Source organism: Arthrobacter rhombi, from assembly GCF_900163545.1.
In the GTDB taxonomy this organism is placed as follows: Bacteria; Actinomycetota; Actinomycetes; order Actinomycetales; family Micrococcaceae; genus Arthrobacter_H; species Arthrobacter_H rhombi_A.
Genome location: NZ_FUHW01000024.1, coordinates 43,520 through 61,997 on the forward strand (window position 1 = coordinate 43,520; position 18,478 = coordinate 61,997).

Consider the following 18,478-nt stretch of genomic DNA (forward strand, 5'->3'; position numbering starts at 1 on the left):
GACTTTGAATTCCTGGGTTGAAGAATCAGAGGATGAGCACCCCCGTAACCCAGACGTTCTCCGCCTTGGGAGACCCGGTGAGATCGACGATGATCGACCACCTCTCCGCCACAGACGCCACCGTCGGTGAGCTGGCCGCGCTGTTCGAGATCTCCCAGAGATCTCTCTCGCGGCATCTGGGCGTGCTGGAACGCGCTGGCCTGATCACCCGCCACCGGGAGGGCAGAACACGCCGCGTCCGGTTGGAAGAGCAGACCCTGGATGCCGCCCACCACTGGATCCAGGAGCAGCGACGACGACTCGAACACCGCCACCGACGCCTCGGTGCCGTACTGGCCCGCCATCCTGAGCGATCCGACCCAACTGCCCTACGGGAAAAGATGAACTCTCACGACATCCACCAACCGGGACTGACCGAACACCGTCGGGTCGGTGAACAGAGCGTCGTGCACCGCCGCGAATTCGCCGCCCCTGCGGCCCTGGTCCAGCGCGCCCACACGGACGTGGAACTATTCAGGCAGTGGATGGGTCCGCGCGGGACCACAGTCCGTGTGGAGCGATTCGATCCGGTCACCGGAGGAGCCTTCCACTACGTCGTCGAAGCCGACGGTGGCGGCAGCTGGCCGTTCCACGGCTCGTATCACGTGGTCTCCCCCGGCCTGATGGTGCATACCTGGGAGTACGAGGATGACCACGACGTCACCTTGGAGACCCTGCATTTCGTCGATCACGGCGACGGTTCCAGTGCCTTGGAGGCCACCTCCACCTACACGTCCAAGCAGACCTGCGACGCCATGATCGATTCGGGCCTGGACGCCGGGATGGACGAGAACTTCGAACAGCTCGACGCTGTTCTCAAGGAGGCCCTCCGCTGAATCCTTCGGTGAGCTTGCCGCCTCAGGGCCTTCGTCGCCCCGCCCACAGTCCCATGAGCAGCGGGACGACAGAGACCGACATCATCACGTTGCCCAACACCACGTCATCGGGACGGACCAGTGAACCGGCGATCAGCACCGCTCCGAAGACCACGACGGCGACCGCGCGTTGGACGGTGCGCTGGAGTCTGGCGACCTGCCGTTCGAGCCGGGGGCTGCCCACCGACAGGGAACCGTCTTCGAGCCCGGTGATGAGCCCATCCAGGCGCTTCGGTAGGCGGAGTGCGACTTTGGCGACGTCGAACCCTTGCTGCGCCAAGTCCTGAACCACGTTGCCGCGTTCGTCACGCACCAGCTGCGCCGCATAGGGCTCGACGGAGTCCCACAGATTGAATCGGGGATCCAGCGTGCTACAGACCCCGGAGGTCAACGACATGGCCCGGATGATGAGCAGGAAGTTCTCCGGTAGCTGGAACGGGAGCGAGCGAACAACGTCACCGAATTCGACGGCGAACTCACGGAACTCCTGCGGATCCACGTCCTTGAGTTCGGCGAAACCCATTCCTCCGAACCGGGCGAAGAGCTGGACCATCGCGCGCTCCAATTCGACCGTGTCGGCAGAGGACACCAATACTCCGACGTCGTTGATCGCGGAAACCAATCCTTTTCCGTCGCGGGACGCGGCGGCGATCAGCAGTTTCCTCAAGCCGCGACGCGTACTGGGTGGAACGTCCCCCATCATGCCGAAGTCGATGAACGTCAGCTTCCACGGGTGTTCCGCAGAGGAGTCGCCGGTTGGGGTGACGAAGATGTTCCCGGGGTGGGGATCAGCATGGAAGAAGCCGTTCGTGAACATCTGGTCGAACATCACCGAAGCGAAAACCGGTGCCACCTTCACTGGGTCGATGCCGGCAGCGCGCAGCGCCGCTGCATCGGTGATCTTGATGGCCGTGACATCCTCCAGCGTCAGGACGCGTCGGGTGCACCGCTCCCAGACGACCTCGGGCACGGCCACCCGGTCGTCGTCAGCGAAATCGACGGCAAAACGCTCCGAGTTTGCCGCCTCCTGCAAATAGTCGATTTCTTCGAGGCTGGTCTGGGCAAACTCCTCGACCAAAGCGGGCATATCCGCGCGCTTCGACACCAGACGCACGTGACTGAGCCAGCGTCCGACCTTCCGCAAGGCCGCAAGATCGACATCGACGATCAAATCGATGCCTGGTCGTTGGACCTTCACCACCACGTTCTCGAGCCCGGTGTCTTCCGCGTTTGCTGGCAGAAGCCTGGCCTGGTGCGCCTGTCCGAGGGAGGCTGCAGCGATGGGTATCTCCTCGATCGAAGCAAACACCAGCTCCAACGGCGCACCCAGTTGCGCCTCGGCTAAGGCACGAATGGCCGGGAACGGGACGGGAGGCACCTCGTCCTGAAGCCCCTCCAATTCGGCAGTGATCTCCGGCGGGAGCACATCGAGTCTGGACGACAGGAACTGGCCCACCTTGATCATGAGTCCGCCCAGTTCCACGGCGAGCCGATGGAAACGCTGTGCGAAATTGAGCATGCGCTTGGTCCGGGTACGTTCGGCGATCTTGGCCAGCCCGATACGAGGCAGGAACAGTTCGAACCACCAGGTCACCGATAGATGCCAAGCCGCGAAACGCAGGATACGCCGATAGCGGGCGCGGGTGTTCCCCGCGCCCACCGTCGGATCCGCCCGGCTTCGACGAACCGATGCCACCCGTGTCAGCCTTGTGCGAGGATCGAGTACAGCCGACGCCGGGCCTCGTCGAGCACCGTCACGGCTTCCTGCACCTGTTCCGGAGTTCCGGTGCGACCGACCTGTGACGCTGCCTGCGCGAGCTCGACGCCGGCCTTGGGCAGCGCCGCGAATCCGGGTCCTGAGGCTGCCCCGGAGTTATCCCAGAGAGCCGGCTCATCGTTAGCGGCCACATCCTCGCGCCCAGCCTCGGTCAGCGAGTAGACCTTGCGTCCGTTGGTTTCCTCGGCGCTGATGAAACCCTCGTCGGCGAGCAGCTGCAAGGTGGGGTAGACAGAGCCGGCACTGGGCTTCCAGTTACCGCCGCTGCGTTCCTCGATTTCGCGGATGATCTGGTATCCGTGCATGGGGCGTTCCGCGAGCAAGGCCAGGACGGCAGTGCGTACCTCGCCCCGTCCTGCACGTGTTCCCGGGCGCTTTCCGAAGCGGGCACGCAGTTCTTCAACGGCTTGCCACATGCCATCCATGTTGTTGCCGTCGAATCCACCTGACGGATATGAATTACGCATTCTGCTCTCCTTCTGAAATCGCCAACGATGTACAGCGATACTCAACGATATATCGCGATACACGTAAAGCCAAGGGAATGCGGCCCCGAGTACCTTCTCGCGCTCCGAATCCACGATGGGGGTGATCACTGGCCTTATTGCTGGCTGGCTGACGTGCTGCCCCGTTTTTGAAGACGCGGAACGACGATACCGAAAACACAATACGCAAGAACCCAAGCGACGAGCCCGACAATCAGAAAGTACCCTCCGATGACCAGAATGTCCGCAGCTGTCTGTGCGGGGAACCAGCCACTCAAGCACAGAGCGGGAAAAACCGTCAGGGCCATCGCCAAAAAGTGAACGACCGTCTGGCGCCTCAGGGACCAAGCTTCAACGTCGTAGATCACCGAGGCCGCCATGATCGAAGCGACGATGACACCGGCAGTCAGCGTGCCGCGTGCGTCTGATGTCTTGTCCAACGCCGCCAGTCTCGCCGCAATACCCGACATGATCACGAGCGGAATACTGCCCCGTAGCACTGCTTTCCCCCAGAGCTTCATGGCTCAATCGTAGCCGGATCGGCAATCCCGAGTCGGCGGGCCATAGCTGAAGGCACGATGGACTCCTGGACGAAAACCACGCACGGCTCGGCACCCTCCCGAAAAACGTATCCGCTGCCAGCGCCCTCCGGTATCTTGTCCTCCATGGTCCTCAACGTGCATGAGCGAAGAATTGCCGCACCCCCAGCAGTGGTCGCCCAGTTGATCGATTCCCTGGCCAGCTCCGATGATCGGCTCTGGCCCTGCAGTGAGTGGCCTGCCATGCGCCTGGACCGAGGACTCGAGGTAGGTTCCGCCGGCAGGCACGGCCCGGTCCGTTACGTCATCAAGCACTATGAACCCGGCCAGCGGGTGGAGTTCCGATTCACTGGCCCAGCGGGCTTCCACGGACACCATTCCTTTGCGGCCTTCAGTAACCCAAAGGACTCAACGCTGCTCTGACACGAACTGTTCTTGAGGCCACGGGGTATCGCGATCATCTCCTGGCCGTTGTTTTTCAGCCCCCTCCACAACGCCCTCGTGGAAGAAAGCCAGGATCGCACCGAAACGGAATGCGGTGCTCCAGCCAGCTCGCCCTTTCGGCGAACTTTATGGACCAGAGTGCTTCGGGCCGCATTCTCGAAGCGACTCACACTGCACCGAAGTAACAGTTAAGGATTCCTGGGCCCCTCCGGGTCAGTGTTCAGAGTGACGAATCGTCAGTGGCCAGAGTTTCGATCTGCGCGCGCGGCAGGAAAACAACATAGGCACAGATCGCCGCGATAAATAGAGACACGAAACCCAGCAAGCCCCAGCCCACCGAATCGCTCGACACCTCGTTGGGCGCAACGCCGACGATGGCCAAAATGCTGGCCACCGCAAAACCAATCAAACCGAAGCCACCGGCCTCCATCCCGACGGCGATGGATTTCTCGGTTTGATACCAATGGCTTTCCTTCAAGAAGCCCCTTGCTGTCGCACCACCGATGATGAACGCCACCGCTGCGAGGGAACAGGCCCCTGCCAGCAGGAGTGAAAGAGAACCATATTCGACGCTGTCGGTGCCGACATGGACAACTGCCCGGCTCGGTAGCCATGGGTTCACGGCCAGATATAGGAGGGGGACCAGGACGATGGAACTTGCGGGGGCAGCGATCAACAAGGCAATTGCCCTGGACCTGCCAATAGTCCTTGAGGACTCCGATCCGTCACGAAGTTCAGTCATTGCCCGCTACATCCCCCTCTGTAGTGGCCAAGCATCTGCAGCTTCGGCCATCGTATGACACGGATAAGTGGTGAAAATCTTTCCGCGCCTCGTCACGTTCCTCTACGATTCCCCGGAGACTTTGATGAGGTAGCTGTTGATGTCGGCGACCTTCGCGGTTTTCGCCGTGCTCTTGAAACGCAGGACATGGCAAAACGCGGTTTCTCCTCCATCAGCCAGCCGAAGCACTCCATCGACCCCGGCCCCACGCCCATGGGTCAGGAACGTTCCGAACGTCAACTCGTCGACTGGTGGAAGGGCCAGCGCCATTCCCCGGGCCGCTACGCGCCCGGACACGGTCTGCTCCCCGACGACTGTCCATGAAACGTCTTCGTCAAGGACCGCCGCCAGGTGTTCGACGTCCCGTTGCGCGAGAGCAACCACCAGATCCCTGAGGATTTCCTTGCGCGGGGAGTTTCCGCAGTCCGGTTCTTCGTGAATGGTGACCATGCGCCGAGTGTACTCAGCATCGGCTGCCCCACCGTCGTCGTACGATCGAACCATGGCCCTTCGAATTCGCTCTGCAACCCCAGCAGATGAGGCGTCGGTCGAAGCGATAGAGAACGATGCCGACCGGATCCTGATCAAATGGTTGTCTCCCGATCATTGGCCTCCTGCCCCGTCCGGTGCCTCGAGGGCGTCCGAGAACGGATACCTCTTGGTTGCCGAAGAAAGCAATTCACCCGCCTTTGTCGGCTTCGTCCATGTCCTGGAAGCCGAGGGGCTTGCCCATCTGGAACAGATGTCCGTGGCACGCGCCTACGGTCGACGTGGCTACGGTCGACTCCTCCTCGACGCAGCTCTCGATGAAGCCCGGGAACGCGGCTACGACCGCATCTCCTTGCGGACCTACGCAGACATCCCCTGGAACGCACCGTTCTACGCACGCGCAGGCTTTGTTGAACAGGCTCCCGAAACGAACTTTCACCGTGGCTTGATCGATATCGAAGAGGATCTCGGGCTGCCTGGCTACGGGCGTCGCATCCAGATGACGGCATCACTGAACGACCGTACCGTGGGGCCATGACTTCACCCTTGACCTGAGAACAGCTCACCGCCCTCTACGACGCAGAGAACCTGTGGTCGGTGGACGACGCGTTCTTCTTGTCCGTCATCAACGAACTCCCCAGCAGCCAGGTTCTTGATCTGGGATGCGGCACTGGACGACTCACCCGGGCCGCCGCTGCCGATGGTCATCACGTCGTCGGCATCGATCCGGATGCCGACGCCCTTGACGCCGCACAGAGGAAACCGGACACCGAGAACATCAGGTGGGTTCACGGAACATCCACCCGGATCCCCGACGGGGTTCTCTTCGATACCGCCATCATGACCTCCCACATGGCCCAAGCCATTAGCGACGAGGCGGCCTGAGCCCAAACCCTTGAAGATCTTCATCGAGCACTGGTCCCCGGTGGACGTTTAGCCTTCGACTCCCGCGATCCTGCGGCCCGGGTCTGGGAGCGGTGGACTCCGGCCAACACACGGGATACCTACACACTCCCCGATGGCACAATCGTCGAAACGTGGATTGATGGCACTGTCCCACGCGACGGGCTGGCACTTCTGACTGAACACCGGCTCCGTCGCGGCCACGAGGAAGAGACCGCTACGCTGGTTCTCGCCTTCCGCCCTGAAGCACAGCTGCGCCAGGATCTCAGGGCAGCCGGGTTCACTTTCGAACAGGTGCTCGGCGGTTGGGCTGGCGAAGTCGTCGGGGAAGGCCAGGGTGAACTGATCGTGATCGACGGCAAGCGAAGCTGAATAAGAGCAACAGCTGGGCCCACGACATATCCATTCGCGCCCCTGCTCCTGGGGGCCTGGCTTGCGGGCACTCACAGCTCCAGGATTCATTGCCACCCCATGTCAGACTGGATCGATGATCCCCCAGCCCGACTACCGCAACTACGCAGCAAAAATGCGGCACCTCGTACTATCTGGAATTGATATGGAAGTCGAGGCCCGCTTCGTCGACATGATCAGCGTTCGCGGTGCCCGGATCCTCGACGTCGGCTGCGGGATCGGCACTGCCGTTGCTGCCTTGCGCAGCAGAGGCCACGCAGCCTACGGGATCGATCCCACTCCCACCGTCCTCGACGTGGCAGTAGAGCTTTACGAGCCCTCATGGTTTCTCGCTCTCGGCGCCGTGGAGATCGCCCCGTCACAGCTGGTTCGCCAGGGCCTTCCCGGCTCCTACGACGTCATCCTCATGTCGGGAAACGTCCCGGCATTCCTCTCCGGGGACGAACTCGAGGAAGTCTTCGGGCACGTGGCCGCCCTGTTGAATCCCGGCGGAACGCTGGTGGTCGGAACCACCACCGCAGTCCGCGGTGGGCCCGGCGATCAGGATCGGGCTGTGGCATCAGCCGGGCTGGAGCTGGCTCAGCGCTACGCCGACTGGCATCTGGGCCCCTTGAGCGCCGACTCCCCCTGGTCGGTCAGCGTTTTCTCGGCACCCGGCACACAGGATCCGCCCCAGGGGCCCGACGGGATCTTCCTCTTGGCCTGATGGACTCACCTGCTGCACCGAAGAGCAGGCTCTACCGTCCCTCCCCCACATCGCCCGCCGTGGCAGCAACCGTGGAGGTATCGGGGGTCGTGCGTCGTTGGCCGGTTCTGGTGGCCCCGATCCCTGCGGCGATGACCAGGACGACCCCGATGACTGCTGCCGGACGCGGGACCTGATGCAGGATGGTCAACCCGATCAGCACGGCGATCGCCGGTTCCAGGCACATCAACGTTCCGAAGGCTGCGGTGGTCAGCTTCCGCAGGGCCAGCATTTCGAGACTGAAAGGGATGACGGGCAGGAGCAGGGCCAAGCCGAACCCCCCGAGCAGGATCGGCCAGCCCAGGTCTCCGAGGACGGAGGGACCGACCGCGAGGGTGGCCACGACTCCGGCCACCGGCATAGAAATCGCCAGCGCACTGATTCCCGAGACGGCGTCACCGGCCTTTTGGGTGAACAGCACGTAACCGGCCCAGCAGGCGGCAGCGCAGAGTGCGAAGCAGATCCCTACCGGATCCGTGGCCCCCAGCCAGGGTTCGGTCAGTCCCAGGACACCGGCCCCGGCGACCAGTGCCCACCAGCGTGCTGCGCCCCGTCCCTGGACGATGGCGACGGAAAGCGGTCCGAGGAACTCCAGCGCGCTGGCGGTGCCCAACGGAATCCGTTCGACGGCGAACATGAAGAAGATCGTCACCCCTCCAGTCGCCACCCCCAGCAAGGCACTGGTGCCCAAAGCCGCCCGACTGTACGCAACCTTCCACGGGCGTCCCACCACGACCAGGATCACCGCGGCCCAGCACAGGCGCAGCCAGGCGACCCCGGCTGGACCCAACGTGTCGATGAGTCCGACGGAGACGGCCAGCCCCAACTGGACGCAGACCATCGCGGCGAGCGCCATCAGCGAGCCGGTGCCTGCCGAGCTCTGTGCCAGGCGGGGTGAGGAGTTCATGAGTCCATTGGAACGGAAACACTCCGTCAACGTCCACGTGACAATCCTCAACAGATCGTCCAGTATTCCTGCACAATAGAAGGATGGAAACCCGGCGTCTGCAATATCTCTATGAACTCTCCCGGATGGGCTCGATGCGCGGGGTGGCCGATCTCTTGGGCACGACGACGTCGACCGTCTCCCAGCAGATCGCCTTCCTAGCGCGGGAGACCGGCGCCCGGCTTCTGGAACCCGCAGGTCGCGGAGTGCGCCTGACTCCCGCAGGACGCAGGCTGGCCGATCACGCCGAGGCCATCCTGACCGCCGTCGACTCGGCCCGACTCGATCTGGTCCCGGGGGCGGCCCCCTCGGGGACCCTGCGGGTGGCCGGCTTCGCCACGGCGATCCGCACGACCTTGATGCCGGTCATCGCCGAATTGGCCGACCGCCACCCCAGCATGGACATCGTGGTCTTCGAACACGAACCGGCGGAGGCAATGAAGCTCCTGGGCGTGGACCAGATCGATCTGGCCCTGACCTATGACTACAACCTGGCACCCGACCAGGTCGATGCCGGAGTGGACACTCTGCCGCTGTGGAGCACCCCGTGGGGCCTCGGCGTACCGACGGCCGACGCCCGCCGGCTAGGGTTCCTTCCCGCTCCAGGCACTCACGACGCGCCGGGATCCGCCGCCCCGGATGCGGCCACGGTGTTCTCCGCGTTCCGCGACCACGACTGGATCGGGAATTCACGCAATATCGCCGATGAGACGGTGCTGCGCATCATTTCTTCGATGGCCGGATTCGAACCGGCGCTGCGCCATCAATCCGACAGCTTGGATCTGGTCGAGGACCTCATCCTGGCCGGCCTCGGCGTCGGGTTGCTCCCCGAGAACCGGCCGCCCCGGGAGGGGATCACCATCCTGGAACTCCATGATCCCGATATCAGGTTGCGCGCCTTCGCCCGCATCCGCCGCGGTCGCAGTGCGTGGCCGGCGCTGGCCCTGGTCCTCGATCGGATCAGTGCCTGACGTAGCCGCTGCGTCCGGCCACCATCCCCGCCGGGAGTTGGACGATCAGAGCCGCGAGCAGAACCCAGAGCAACGCCGTCCAGCTTCCCGTCAGGTCGTGCAGCACCCCCGCCAACAGCGGCCCGCTGGCCGACATCGAGTAGCCAATGGTCTGGGACATGGCCCCCAGCTCCGCGGTCGCCGAGCCGCCGCGGGCCCGCAGCAAGGGCAAGGAGAAGCCGACGCCGGTCATGATGCCGAAGCCCACGCCCAGCAGCAGCATCCACAGCAGGGTCAGCCCGGTGGGCGCCGCCAGGACGCCGATGATTCCCGCAACGGTCAGCAGGGTTCCCGCCACGGCCCCGCCGATCTGTGAATGGTGGCGGGCGACGGCGATCGAGGAGATCAGGGCGGGAATAATGGCCGCCAGGTTGGCGATCGACAGGGCATTGCCTGCTTCGGCGGCAGGCAGGGCTGCATCCATGAGGATCACGGGCAACCAAGCGTTGGCCGTATAGAAGACCAGCGAAAGCACCGCGAAATACAGGGTCACCGCCCAGGCCAGCGGCTGCCGCCAGACGGAGACCCCGCCGTCGTGCGTTTGAAGATGTCCGGCACCGGTGGCCGGTTGCTTGCTTCCACGTAGGAAAGGCATCCAGACGACCAACCCGATGATCGGCAGGATCCCCCACAGGGCCAGCGCCCCGGACCAATCCAGCCCCAGCGCGCGCTGCAGCGGCAAGGTCAGGCCGGCGGCTGCTGCCGGACCGGTGAACAGGGCCGTGGTGTACAGCCCGGTGAGGATCCCGGTGCGTCCGGCATAGTCGCGTTTGATCAGAGCCGGGAGCAGGACGTTACCGAAGGTGATGCCCACGCCGACCAGCGCCATCCCGGCGAAGAGGAACCCGGTGCCCGGGAGCATTCGCAGCCCGGTGCCGGCCAGAATGACGACCAGCGCGGCGGATATGGTGCGTTCGATGCCGAAGCGGCGGCCGATCCGTGGTGCCTGGGAAGAGAGCAGGACGAAGCTGAGCAGCGGGGTGGAGGTCACCAGCCCGGCGATGGCCGAAGAGAAGCCCAGCGAATCCTGGATCTGCCCGATCAACGGGGCCACGGCGGTGATCGGCGGGCGGAGGTTCAGACCCACCACGACGACGGCTACCGCGGCGAACCACAACGGCACTAGCGTGCGGTGCGCGGCGGCGGTGGGAACTTTTGCTTCGGTTCCGGCACCGGGTGTTGCGGTGGATGGCGCTGTCTCTGCTGGGTTCATCATCGTCCTTCGTCTGGGGCACGCCCAGCCTAGGAAGACCCTGCTATTCTTGCAACATGGCCAATAACGATTTTGAGCATTACAAGGGATGGGCGGTGGACCTCGCCATCGACCTCGTGAATACGGCGGCCACCGATGATGACCGGCTGGCCCATGCCGGGGACGTGGCCGAACTCCTGGCCAGGCACCATGTAGCAGCGCGCCGGCGGGCCAGCGACGACGACGCCACCCACCTGAGGGCCGTCCGGGGGCAACTGCGCGCCGTGATGGACGCCGACGACATCGCTCAGGCGGCTCCCTCACTGAACTCGCTGGCCGCCGAGGGTGGCTGCACCCCGCGGCTTTCCAACCACGACGGGCACGATTGGCATCTGGATCACCACATTCCGGGGGACCTGCTGTGGAGGCACGTGGCCGCCGAATGTGCCGCCGGGCTCATGGACTTCGTGCTGCGGCATTCACCGCGAAGGCTACGCAGCTGCGCAGCCTCGGACTGTTCGCGCTACTTCGCCGACCGCACCCGCAACGCGTCGGCGCGCTTCTGCCCGCAACGCGGCTGTGCGAACAGGACCCGGGTGCGCAGGCACCGCCAGGCCAGGGAACTGTAATGCCCTAAATTTCCGCTGGGACGTTCCCCGGTGGTGAAGAACACACGATCAGAGGAGTTCGCGGATCAGGGCGCAGGCACTGGGGATCGGTTCGATGATCTCCACCGCACCGCCCGCCGCTAGTCGACGCGCGGACTCACTCAACGGCCCCCCGGCGATGATGACGGCGCGGGCGCCGGCCGCCCAGGAGCGCAGTGCCGCGCTCTGCAGTTCGGCAAATTGGGCTTCGGGGTCGCTGGCGAGCTGCACCGGGCCCGAGGCAGTGGTCTCGACCCCGCAGAAAAGCCCTGCCTCGGCATGCTCGTGTGCGAGCCGCTCCAAGGAGGGAACCAGTCGAGGGGTGGTGGTGGCCATCCCAAATCGTCGGCCTCCCCGCGCAGCGGCCAGGATGGAGGCCTGGCCGATGCCAACGACAGGGATTCCGATCTCCCGGGCCAGCGTGCTGCGGCCCGGGTCGCCGAAAGCTGCGACGATGACCGCGGCCACCCGGGCGCCCTGTTCAGAGGCCAGGACTTCGTGGACGGTGCGCCGCACCTGCTCTCCGGCCTCGGTCAGGGCCCTGGAGTCCACGATCATCCGTGGTCCCGATGGGACGGTCACCGCGAGCAGCCCGAACCCGGAACCGGCGAACTCCCCCTCGGCAAGGGTGGCCATCAGGGAGGTGGTGTCCTCGTTGGTGTTCGGATTGATCAGCAGCACCAAGCCGCCGGAGCGGGGAGGGGCAGTTCTCACGGGTGGCGAACCCCGTGCCCGTCGAGGACCGCCGCGTAGCCTTCCCGGTAGCTCGGATAGGCGAATGCGAAGCCGGTGGCGCGCAGCAAATCTCCACGCAGTCTCTTACCGGCGGGCTGGCCCTCAGACGGAACCTCCTGCCATGGCACCCCCAGTCGCCCGGCGAGGAAGGAGAGCACCTGAAGTTGGCTGACCGGCTCCTCGTCCACGCCCAGATACAGCCGACCCGGCTGATCCACGGCCGTGGCCAGATGGACGATCGCAGCTGCCGCGTCGTCACGGTGGATGCGGTTGGTATAGCGCGGGGCGGCGGCCGGGTCGGCCGTTCCGTTGCGCACCTGGTCGATCAGGCGCGTCCTGCCGGGCCCATAAATACCTGACAGGCGCAGCACGGTGCCCTGCGGGGCCCGGGCGGCCAGCAGTTCTTCGGTTTCGCAGAGCACCGCTGCCGTAGCGGTCGGCGGGTCCAGGGGGCTGTTCTCGTCCATCCACACGCCATCGACATTGGGGTAGACCGCAGTGGAGGAGACGACGATGATGCGCTCGGGGTGCACACCGTCTCGTTCCAGTGCATCCAGGACGTTGGCCAGCCCCTCCAGGTAGACCTGCCGGTAGGTCTCTTCGCTCCGCTCCCCTGCCGCCGGGGCCACGACGACGATGCTGGTGTCGGCCGGCACGGGAGGCAATTCGCCGGTCAGGTCCGCCGCCACGGGCTCGATGGCTTCCGGCAGCTTCGCTGCCGAGCGTCGCCAGCCGATGACCCGGTGCCCGAGAGCCGCAAAACGCAGCCCGGTTTCGGTCCCCACATCGCCACATCCAGCAATCAATACGGTCATACGTGGTTCTCTCCTTGAAGACGTTTCGGGCCTCCCATCCTATCCGCGCTGGACCACCGACTGACTTCTCTGGGCTTCTCTCAGAGGACCTTCCACGGACGCGGATGGTCATGTACTCGTGGGTAAGAAGATTTTTCCACTCGTTCTACATAGAATTCTGCCCAACACGCCTTGTGGCCCGGACCACCGAGTACCGGGATGTCCTTCCGGGGGAAACCATGAACTTTTCACGACGCCGTTCCGTGGCACACTCCGTCGTGGCACTGGTATCGCTCGTCCTGCTCACGGCCTGCGCCGCGCCCGGGGCCCAGATGCCACCACCCCAGAGTTCAACCGCTGCCCCGAGCCCAACAGCCACCGATTCGACCCGGATCCGGATGCTGGTTCGTTCCGTGGCCAACGGCTACTTCGAGTTCGAGGCACCCCCCGCCTGGACCGTGGAGGAGCTAGAGGTCCGGTCTCGCAGCGCCGACCGCCCCGAGGCCGGTCACGTACGGGTCCTGAACGAAGATGGCGAGGTCATGGCCGAGTTCATCTCCGGCGACGCCCCGCTGGCTGGGGAGGACGCGGGCGATACGAACCTGCCCTACACCAGATTCGACTCAGCCCCGACGTTCATCGAGGAACACGATTTCGTGTACGACGCAGTGGGCGGGAACGGGGAGGACGCCTCCATGGCTTTGGCCCCCCACGATGAGCAGGATGATGACGCCTCGGCCTCGTCGCGTCGTTTCTCCTATGTGGGCGGCAGCGGCGTCTTTCGTCGAAATATCGGGCCGGATACTCCGTTGGCCGGAATTTCCTCGAAGTTGAAGGGAATCAAACGGCTCAAGGCCTACACCCGGACCCGCGAATACCTGCAGATCAAGGCGATGATCACCTCGCTGCAGCAGGCCAAGACAACCCACGCTTCCTCCCAGTAGCTTCAGGAGAGCGCATCCGACTCTTCCACGGAGGACCGTGATCCACGGCAACGGCTCGTCACCTCGGGATCAGCCACTGACATCGTCAACCGCAGACGGGTAGCGTGGGAAGCAGCAGGCCCTTCGGGGCACCTCGATCAGCGGGAGTTCCACCCAATAGATGAAAGTCGCAGCCTTCCTCGTCTCCACCGTCGCCGGCACCCTGGCCGTCCTGTTGGGGACCTATGGCGTCGGTCAGCTGGCTCCGGGGTCACCGGCCCCTGCCCTGCTGACCGGACTGGGCCTCGTCGTGGTCATCGGTGCGCTGGCTTGGAGCGGCTTCAGACGTGCTTTATCCGCTCAGGGTGTCAAGCGCCATGATCCCTGCGGCTTGTTCTGGACCCCCGAGGCCCGGAAGCTGGTCGGCAATAAATTCGCCTTCATGGGTGCCATCCTTGGCGCGGGGCTGGCCGTGAGCGTCATAGCGTTTGCCCTGACCGGCGCCACCGACCCGGCCCCCGAGGCGCTGGAGTCGCTGTCTTTCCATGTACAGATGATGTTCGTGGTGGCCGGCCTCACGGCGATCATCGTGACGTTCGCGTTGAATAACGTGCTCCGCGACGCCGCGGACGTCAACCCTGGACAGATGAACCGGATCAACCAGGCGGTCCTGCGTGGGCAGGACGTCGAGCTCACCGACGAACAACGGCTCGGGGCGGCCCGCATGGCCGTCCTCGTTCCGGTCGTTCTTCCGCTGCAAAAATTCGGTTTGTTCTACCTCTATAGCTACTTCGCCACCGCCTTCATCGGGACACTTATGGCCGGTGAAGGCCGGCTCATGCCGATCGTGCTCCTGGTGTTCATGGGCGTTGTGGTGGTTATCTACATTCCCTACCTGGCCAGGCAGGTCCGACAGGCCAGCCATTACGCCCGCGCTGACGCGGCACTACCCACCGGCTGAACCTTCCGAGCAGTTCGGCCCGAGACCTACGCCCCTCAGCCCCATCTCCGACCGACGGGAGAACCCCTCTCCAGATGAGACCCTCAGCCTTCCAGATCTACACCATCGCCGGAACACTCACGGTCCTGTTCGGGACCCTTGCCGTCGGCCAACTAGTCTCCGATTCCCCGCTGCCGGCGCTGCTGGCCGGTCTGGGCCTCCTGCTGCTGATCGCCGCACCGTTCTGGTGGCGGTTCAGGCACGCGTTCTCAGGCCCGGACCCCTTGCGCGGCGGCCCTCCCGAGCAGACGTGGACCGAGGACACGCCATCGCAGGTCTTGACCCGCAATTTCGCGCGGGCTGGCATCCTCCTCGGTGCGGGCCTGGTGATCAGTGTCGTCCTCTTCGCTCTGACCACTGCCAACGATCCACCCGACCAGGCGTTGAAGGTGCTCTCCTACATTGCCCAGGGGCTCTTCCTGGTGGCCGCCATCACGGTCGCGATCACCACCGTGCCGTTGGATACCGCCTCCCATGATGCGGTCGGGGACTCGCGGGCACGGATGAAGCGGATCAACCAGGTGGCGTTGGGTGGGAAGCATCTCTCCCTGAGCGAGCACGATCAACTGGTGGCCCTCCGCGTGGCGATCGTGGCTCCGGTCAGGCTGCGTCTTCAGGGCTTCGGCCTCACCTTCTTCCTGGCGTTGCTCGCCGTGGGAATCTGCCGGGACATCCCGCTGGGCGACCTGAGCTTCGGCGACGCCTTCATCCCGGCCCTCCTTCTGCTCGCACTCATCCGGATCCCCTATGTCGCCGGACAGCTGCGTCGGGCCCGCCACTACGCCAGCGAAAACCTTCCCCGTCCTCTCGCCGAGCGCTCAGGCGCCAACGTGGAGGACCGATGAAAACGTGGTTCTTCCTGACCTACACCATCAGCGGAACCGTGCTCGTCCTGTTCGCGGCCCTGGGCGTCGGCCAGCTGGCGCCGGCCTCCCCGATTCCTGCCCTGGTGACCGGGCTGGGGCTCCTGGTGATTCTGGGGTTCCCGCTCTGGTGGCGGCTCAGGGACGCCTTTTCCACACCGGATCCGCTGCGTGGCGGACGGGCCATCGCCTCCTGGGCGGAAGCCACCCCGGTCATCTTCGCCCGCAGGTTCGCCCTGGTCGGCGCCGTCCTCGGCGGTGGGCTGGCGATCAGCGTCGTCCTCTTCGCCTGGTTCGGCGCCACCGATCCACCCGCCGCGGCGTTTGAAACACTGCTCGGGTACCTCCAGGCGCTGTTTCTGGCCGCCGCCTTCACGGCCAACTTTTCCGCGACGTCCGTGGGTCAGGCACTGCTGCGCGCCGCAGGAAACAGCCAGGAGCAGTTGAAAAGGATCAACCAGGTGGTCCTGCGCGGTCGGGAGATGGACCTGGACGGACAGGAGCAGATCCACGCCGCCCGCGTCGCCACGGTCCTGCCGGTGTCCGTCCCGTTGCAGACCTACGGTTTCGGCTACCTCTTCGCCTCTTCGGGCACCATCTTCCTCCGCCAAGCCCTCGTGGGTCAGGGCGGTTTCTTCGGTATCCTCTTCCTGATCCTGCTGGTGGTCTTCGTGGCGCGTCTGGTGCCCCGCACCATGCGCCAGGTGCGCAAGGCCGGCCGCTACGCCAACAAGCACGCCGGTCTGCTCGCCGGATGAAGCCGCGCTACCGTTGCCCCGCCTTGGACCTCCAGAGCAGGTACACGAAATAGGGGGTCCCCACCAGGGCGGTCATGATGCCCGCGGGGATTTGCGCCGGGGCGATGACCGTACGCCCGATCGTATCGGCCAACACCACCATGCAGGCCCCCAGCAACGCGGCAACCGGCAGAACCCGGGCATGGCGTGATCCGACCAGGCTCCTGGCCGCATGCGGTGCAACCAGACCGACGAAGGCAATAACCCCCACCGATGACACGGCGCCGGCCGTCAGCATCACGGCCGTGGCGAGCAGGACCAACCTCGCCGGGGCCAGGCTGATGCCCAACACCCGGGGCGAATCGTCATCTACGGCCAGCAGGTCCAGGTCACGACGCGCCCCGGCCAGCACCGGCAGCGCGAGCAGAAGCGCCACCAGGGGCGGCAGCACCGAGTCGAAGCTGCGCCCATAGGTCGAGCCGGAGAGCCAGGTCAACGCCTTGGCCTGGTTATGCGGGTCGGTGGAGACCAGGATGATGGCCACCAGGGCCGCCAGCCCGGCAGAGATCCCGACACCGATGAGGACCAACCGGTTTTGTTGCAGCCCACCGCGGAAGGCCAACCCGAAGACCAACACGGCGGTCAGGGTCGATCCAGCCAACGCCGATCCGGTGACCAGCCAGGCCCCGGCCAACGGCACCGTGGTGATCACCGCAATGGCCGCCAGTCCCCCACCCGCGGAGACGCCGAGCAAACCGGGTTCGGCCAAGGGATTACGTGAGACGGCCTGGATCAGGGCGCCGGCGATCGCCAGGGCGGCCCCGGCCAAAAGGGCCACCACAACCCGCGGCAGCCGGGTGTTCAGGATCGCCGTGACCGTCGGGCCCGCGTTCCCGGTCAGCCAGTTCGTCAGGTCGCCGAGCAGAAGCTTCGCGTCCCCCAGCAGCGCACCGGCACCGAGGAAACCCACCAGCAGGACGACGAGACCGGCCACCACCGCCAGATACACGGTCCGCGACCGTAGCCGAGCCAAGGTATCGCCCACCATGGACGTTCCGGCGTCGCTCATCCGGTAGGCCAGCACCACCAGGAACACGGCCCCGAAAACCGTGGTGACGGCACCGGTGGGCACCTCCACCCCCGCTGAGGCACCCAAAATCAGTCGGACCAGCACATCCGAACCGATCACCACGATGGCACCGGCCAACCCGGAGACCGGCAGCAACGCCCGATGGCGGATGAGCCCCCGGACCTTCGAGGCCAAAAGTCGCACGATGGCCGGGGCACAGAGTCCGACAAAGCCGATGGGGCCGGCGATGGTGACCGAACAGGCTGCGAGGAGGACCGCCAGGATGACGGCGGCGATCCTGCCGATCCGCGGGTCGGCTCCCGCCAGCCGGGAGGCGTCGTCACCGAGGGAGAGCAGATCCAGCCGGCGGGCCAGCAGGAGCAGACCCACCGCACCGAGCACGATCAGCGGGGCAAATTCACGCAGATCGGTGCTGCTGGTATGCCCGATGCTGCCACTGCCCCAGGCCAGCAACCCGGTGGTTTCCTGGTTGAAGAGCAGCAACAGCGCCGAGGTCACCGAGGATAGTCCCAGCGCGATGGCGGTTCCTGCCAGCACCAGACGCATCGGACCGCCGCTGCCTGAACCTCCGGCCCCGGAGAGTCCCAGCACCAGGAGGGCGGCGGCCAGACCGCCGATGAAGGCCAGCCCGCCGGAGGCCAACGAGGGAAGGGCCACCCCAAAGGCCGCGACGGCGACGATCGCCAGATGTGCCCCGGCGTCGACCGCCAGGGTATCCGGGGAAGCCAGCACGTTGCGGGTGGCCGATTGCAGGCCCGCCCCGGCACAACCCAGCGCCACCCCGACGAGCAGGCCGGCCACCAACCGGGGAATACGGGAGGCTTGAAGGACGGCGATCTGCTGGTCGGTGCCGGAACCGGTCAGGATCCGCAGCAGGTCACCGGGGCCCACGGTGGCGGTCCCCTGGCCCAGGTGGATCAGGCTCAGCAGGACCAGGATGCCCAGTCCGGTGGTGACCACCGCGGGGATTCCCCAGCCCCGGCGTCCCGGCGTCGTTGGCTGTCCTGCTTCACTCGGCGGGGAGGCCCGTTCGGTTTCGAGACTCATCCGGCG

21 protein-coding genes are annotated in these 18,478 nt (G+C 65.2%); 11 read left to right on the forward strand and 10 right to left on the reverse strand.

Translation table 11 applies throughout. The features are described from left to right. The first annotated feature begins 32 nt into the window (after nt 1-32). Entirely contained in the window at nt 33-875 is an 843-nt protein-coding gene (locus FM101_RS06360) for an ArsR/SmtB family transcription factor (protein ID WP_086997117.1), read from the forward strand. A 22-nt stretch (nt 876-897) separates the two neighbouring features. Here the strand turns inward: FM101_RS06360 and FM101_RS06365 are convergent, their stop codons facing one another. The 3 genes from FM101_RS06365 to FM101_RS06375 all read right to left on the reverse strand — a co-directional run bounded on the left by FM101_RS06365 (nt 898) and on the right by FM101_RS06375 (nt 3,697). Beyond that, complete coding sequence (locus FM101_RS06365; RefSeq protein ID WP_086997120.1) at nt 898-2,610, reverse strand: ABC1 kinase family protein; 1,713 nt, start codon at nt 2,608-2,610, stop codon at nt 898-900. A gap of 5 nt (nt 2,611-2,615) precedes the next feature. After that, on the reverse strand, nt 2,616-3,158 hold the full coding sequence (locus FM101_RS06370; RefSeq protein ID WP_086997124.1) for a PadR family transcriptional regulator: 543 nt from the start codon (nt 3,156-3,158) through the stop codon (nt 2,616-2,618). Between the two features lie 134 nt (nt 3,159-3,292). Then, nucleotides 3,293-3,697, reverse strand: a complete 405-nt coding sequence (locus tag FM101_RS06375; protein WP_086997128.1) for a DUF3021 domain-containing protein — start codon at nt 3,695-3,697, stop codon at nt 3,293-3,295. A 144-nt stretch (nt 3,698-3,841) separates the two neighbouring features. Between FM101_RS06375 and FM101_RS15855 the strand changes: the two genes are divergently transcribed. Further along, entirely contained in the window at nt 3,842-4,138 is a 297-nt protein-coding gene (locus tag FM101_RS15855) for a hypothetical protein (protein ID WP_218778265.1), read from the forward strand. Between the two features lie 241 nt (nt 4,139-4,379). Here the strand turns inward: FM101_RS15855 and FM101_RS06385 are convergent, their stop codons facing one another. Further along, complete coding sequence (locus tag FM101_RS06385; RefSeq protein ID WP_086997132.1) at nt 4,380-4,838, reverse strand: hypothetical protein; 459 nt, start codon at nt 4,836-4,838, stop codon at nt 4,380-4,382. A gap of 165 nt (nt 4,839-5,003) precedes the next feature. After that, nucleotides 5,004-5,390: a nuclear transport factor 2 family protein gene (locus FM101_RS06390; protein WP_143269235.1), complete on the reverse strand. Its 387-nt coding sequence runs from the start codon at nt 5,388-5,390 to the stop codon at nt 5,004-5,006. A 52-nt stretch (nt 5,391-5,442) separates the two neighbouring features. Here FM101_RS06390 and FM101_RS06395 point away from each other — a divergent pair, with 52 nt between their 5' ends. The 3 genes from FM101_RS06395 to FM101_RS06405 all read left to right on the forward strand — a co-directional run bounded on the left by FM101_RS06395 (nt 5,443) and on the right by FM101_RS06405 (nt 7,449). Next, nucleotides 5,443-5,967 (forward strand): GNAT family N-acetyltransferase, encoded by a 525-nt coding sequence (locus FM101_RS06395; protein ID WP_086997138.1) that lies wholly within the window; start codon nt 5,443-5,445, stop codon nt 5,965-5,967. Between the two features lie 59 nt (nt 5,968-6,026). Continuing rightward, nucleotides 6,027-6,314, forward strand: a complete 288-nt coding sequence (locus tag FM101_RS15935) for a class I SAM-dependent methyltransferase (protein ID WP_245806641.1) — start codon at nt 6,027-6,029, stop codon at nt 6,312-6,314. A 505-nt stretch (nt 6,315-6,819) separates the two neighbouring features. Further along, a complete protein-coding gene (locus FM101_RS06405; protein ID WP_086997140.1) occupies nt 6,820-7,449 on the forward strand; it encodes a class I SAM-dependent methyltransferase in 630 nt (209 codons plus the stop codon). 31 nt (nt 7,450-7,480) lie between these two features. Here the strand turns inward: FM101_RS06405 and FM101_RS06410 are convergent, their stop codons facing one another. Beyond that, entirely contained in the window at nt 7,481-8,395 is a 915-nt protein-coding gene (locus tag FM101_RS06410; protein ID WP_179204258.1) for an EamA family transporter, read from the reverse strand. An 83-nt stretch (nt 8,396-8,478) separates the two neighbouring features. Between FM101_RS06410 and FM101_RS06415 the strand changes: the two genes are divergently transcribed. Next, nucleotides 8,479-9,405 (forward strand): LysR family transcriptional regulator, encoded by a 927-nt coding sequence (locus FM101_RS06415; protein ID WP_086997142.1) that lies wholly within the window; start codon nt 8,479-8,481, stop codon nt 9,403-9,405. Here the strand turns inward: FM101_RS06415 and FM101_RS06420 are convergent. Then, the gene (locus tag FM101_RS06420; RefSeq protein WP_218778266.1) at nt 9,395-10,660 is read right to left on the reverse strand and encodes an MFS transporter; all 1,266 of its coding nucleotides are present in this window, start codon (nt 10,658-10,660) and stop codon (nt 9,395-9,397) included. The genes FM101_RS06415 and FM101_RS06420 overlap by 11 nt on opposite strands. A 53-nt stretch (nt 10,661-10,713) precedes the next feature. Here FM101_RS06420 and FM101_RS06425 point away from each other — a divergent pair, with 53 nt between their 5' ends. Next, nucleotides 10,714-11,265: a CGNR zinc finger domain-containing protein gene (locus FM101_RS06425; RefSeq protein WP_179204259.1), complete on the forward strand. Its 552-nt coding sequence runs from the start codon at nt 10,714-10,716 to the stop codon at nt 11,263-11,265. Nucleotides 11,266-11,313: 48 nt separating this feature from the next. Here FM101_RS06425 and FM101_RS06430 read toward each other — a convergent pair whose 3' ends face one another. Both FM101_RS06430 and FM101_RS06435 read right to left on the reverse strand, forming a co-directional pair. Beyond that, on the reverse strand, nt 11,314-11,997 hold the full coding sequence (locus tag FM101_RS06430; RefSeq protein WP_179204260.1) for an aspartate/glutamate racemase family protein: 684 nt from the start codon (nt 11,995-11,997) through the stop codon (nt 11,314-11,316). Continuing rightward, nucleotides 11,994-12,833, reverse strand: coding sequence for an SDR family oxidoreductase (locus FM101_RS06435; RefSeq protein WP_086997150.1), 840 nt, complete (start codon nt 12,831-12,833; stop codon nt 11,994-11,996). Before FM101_RS06435 ends, FM101_RS06430 begins: the two co-directional genes overlap by 4 nt. 218 nt (nt 12,834-13,051) lie before the next feature. Between FM101_RS06435 and FM101_RS06440 the strand changes: the two genes are divergently transcribed. The 4 genes from FM101_RS06440 (at nt 13,052) to FM101_RS06455 (ending at nt 16,356) form a co-directional block, all read left to right on the forward strand. After that, nucleotides 13,052-13,756: a hypothetical protein gene (locus FM101_RS06440; protein WP_143269236.1), complete on the forward strand. Its 705-nt coding sequence runs from the start codon at nt 13,052-13,054 to the stop codon at nt 13,754-13,756. Between the two features lie 160 nt (nt 13,757-13,916). Continuing rightward, nucleotides 13,917-14,696, forward strand: coding sequence for a hypothetical protein (locus tag FM101_RS06445; protein WP_086997156.1), 780 nt, complete (start codon nt 13,917-13,919; stop codon nt 14,694-14,696). A 74-nt stretch (nt 14,697-14,770) separates the two neighbouring features. Then, nucleotides 14,771-15,580 carry a hypothetical protein gene (locus tag FM101_RS06450; protein ID WP_086997159.1) on the forward strand — a complete coding sequence of 270 codons (810 nt, stop codon included), beginning with the start codon at nt 14,771-14,773 and terminating at the stop codon, nt 15,578-15,580. Beyond that, nucleotides 15,577-16,356 (forward strand): hypothetical protein, encoded by a 780-nt coding sequence (locus FM101_RS06455; protein WP_086997162.1) that lies wholly within the window; start codon nt 15,577-15,579, stop codon nt 16,354-16,356. The genes FM101_RS06450 and FM101_RS06455 overlap by 4 nt, the downstream gene beginning before the upstream one ends. A 7-nt stretch (nt 16,357-16,363) precedes the next feature. Here the strand turns inward: FM101_RS06455 and FM101_RS06460 are convergent, their stop codons facing one another. Beyond that, nucleotides 16,364-18,472 (reverse strand): iron ABC transporter permease, encoded by a 2,109-nt coding sequence (locus FM101_RS06460; RefSeq protein WP_086997165.1) that lies wholly within the window; start codon nt 18,470-18,472, stop codon nt 16,364-16,366. Between the last annotated feature and the right edge of the window lie 6 nt (nt 18,473-18,478).

What these genes read in the sequence shown, in the direction of transcription:
- FM101_RS06360 (WP_086997117.1), top strand. Translation starts at nt 33, where the DNA reads ATGAGCACCCCCGTAACCCAGACGTTCTCCGCCTTGGGAGACCCGGTG.
- FM101_RS06370 (WP_086997124.1), bottom strand. Translation starts at nt 3,158, where the DNA reads ATGCGTAATTCATATCCGTCAGGTGGATTCGACGGCAACAACATGGAT.
- FM101_RS06375 (WP_086997128.1), bottom strand. Translation starts at nt 3,697, where the DNA reads ATGAAGCTCTGGGGGAAAGCAGTGCTACGGGGCAGTATTCCGCTCGTG.
- FM101_RS15855 (WP_218778265.1), top strand. Translation starts at nt 3,842, where the DNA reads ATGGTCCTCAACGTGCATGAGCGAAGAATTGCCGCACCCCCAGCAGTG.
- FM101_RS06390 (WP_143269235.1), bottom strand. Translation starts at nt 5,390, where the DNA reads ATGGTCACCATTCACGAAGAACCGGACTGCGGAAACTCCCCGCGCAAG.
- FM101_RS06395 (WP_086997138.1), top strand. Translation starts at nt 5,443, where the DNA reads ATGGCCCTTCGAATTCGCTCTGCAACCCCAGCAGATGAGGCGTCGGTC.
- FM101_RS06405 (WP_086997140.1), top strand. Translation starts at nt 6,820, where the DNA reads ATGATCCCCCAGCCCGACTACCGCAACTACGCAGCAAAAATGCGGCAC.
- FM101_RS06410 (WP_179204258.1), bottom strand. Translation starts at nt 8,395, where the DNA reads ATGAACTCCTCACCCCGCCTGGCACAGAGCTCGGCAGGCACCGGCTCG.
- FM101_RS06415 (WP_086997142.1), top strand. Translation starts at nt 8,479, where the DNA reads ATGGAAACCCGGCGTCTGCAATATCTCTATGAACTCTCCCGGATGGGC.
- FM101_RS06420 (WP_218778266.1), bottom strand. Translation starts at nt 10,660, where the DNA reads ATGATGAACCCAGCAGAGACAGCGCCATCCACCGCAACACCCGGTGCC.
- FM101_RS06425 (WP_179204259.1), top strand. Translation starts at nt 10,714, where the DNA reads ATGGCCAATAACGATTTTGAGCATTACAAGGGATGGGCGGTGGACCTC.
- FM101_RS06435 (WP_086997150.1), bottom strand. Translation starts at nt 12,833, where the DNA reads ATGACCGTATTGATTGCTGGATGTGGCGATGTGGGGACCGAAACCGGG.
- FM101_RS06440 (WP_143269236.1), top strand. Translation starts at nt 13,052, where the DNA reads ATGAACTTTTCACGACGCCGTTCCGTGGCACACTCCGTCGTGGCACTG.
- FM101_RS06445 (WP_086997156.1), top strand. Translation starts at nt 13,917, where the DNA reads ATGAAAGTCGCAGCCTTCCTCGTCTCCACCGTCGCCGGCACCCTGGCC.
- FM101_RS06450 (WP_086997159.1), top strand. Translation starts at nt 14,771, where the DNA reads ATGAGACCCTCAGCCTTCCAGATCTACACCATCGCCGGAACACTCACG.
- FM101_RS06455 (WP_086997162.1), top strand. Translation starts at nt 15,577, where the DNA reads ATGAAAACGTGGTTCTTCCTGACCTACACCATCAGCGGAACCGTGCTC.
- FM101_RS06460 (WP_086997165.1), bottom strand. Translation starts at nt 18,472, where the DNA reads ATGAGTCTCGAAACCGAACGGGCCTCCCCGCCGAGTGAAGCAGGACAG.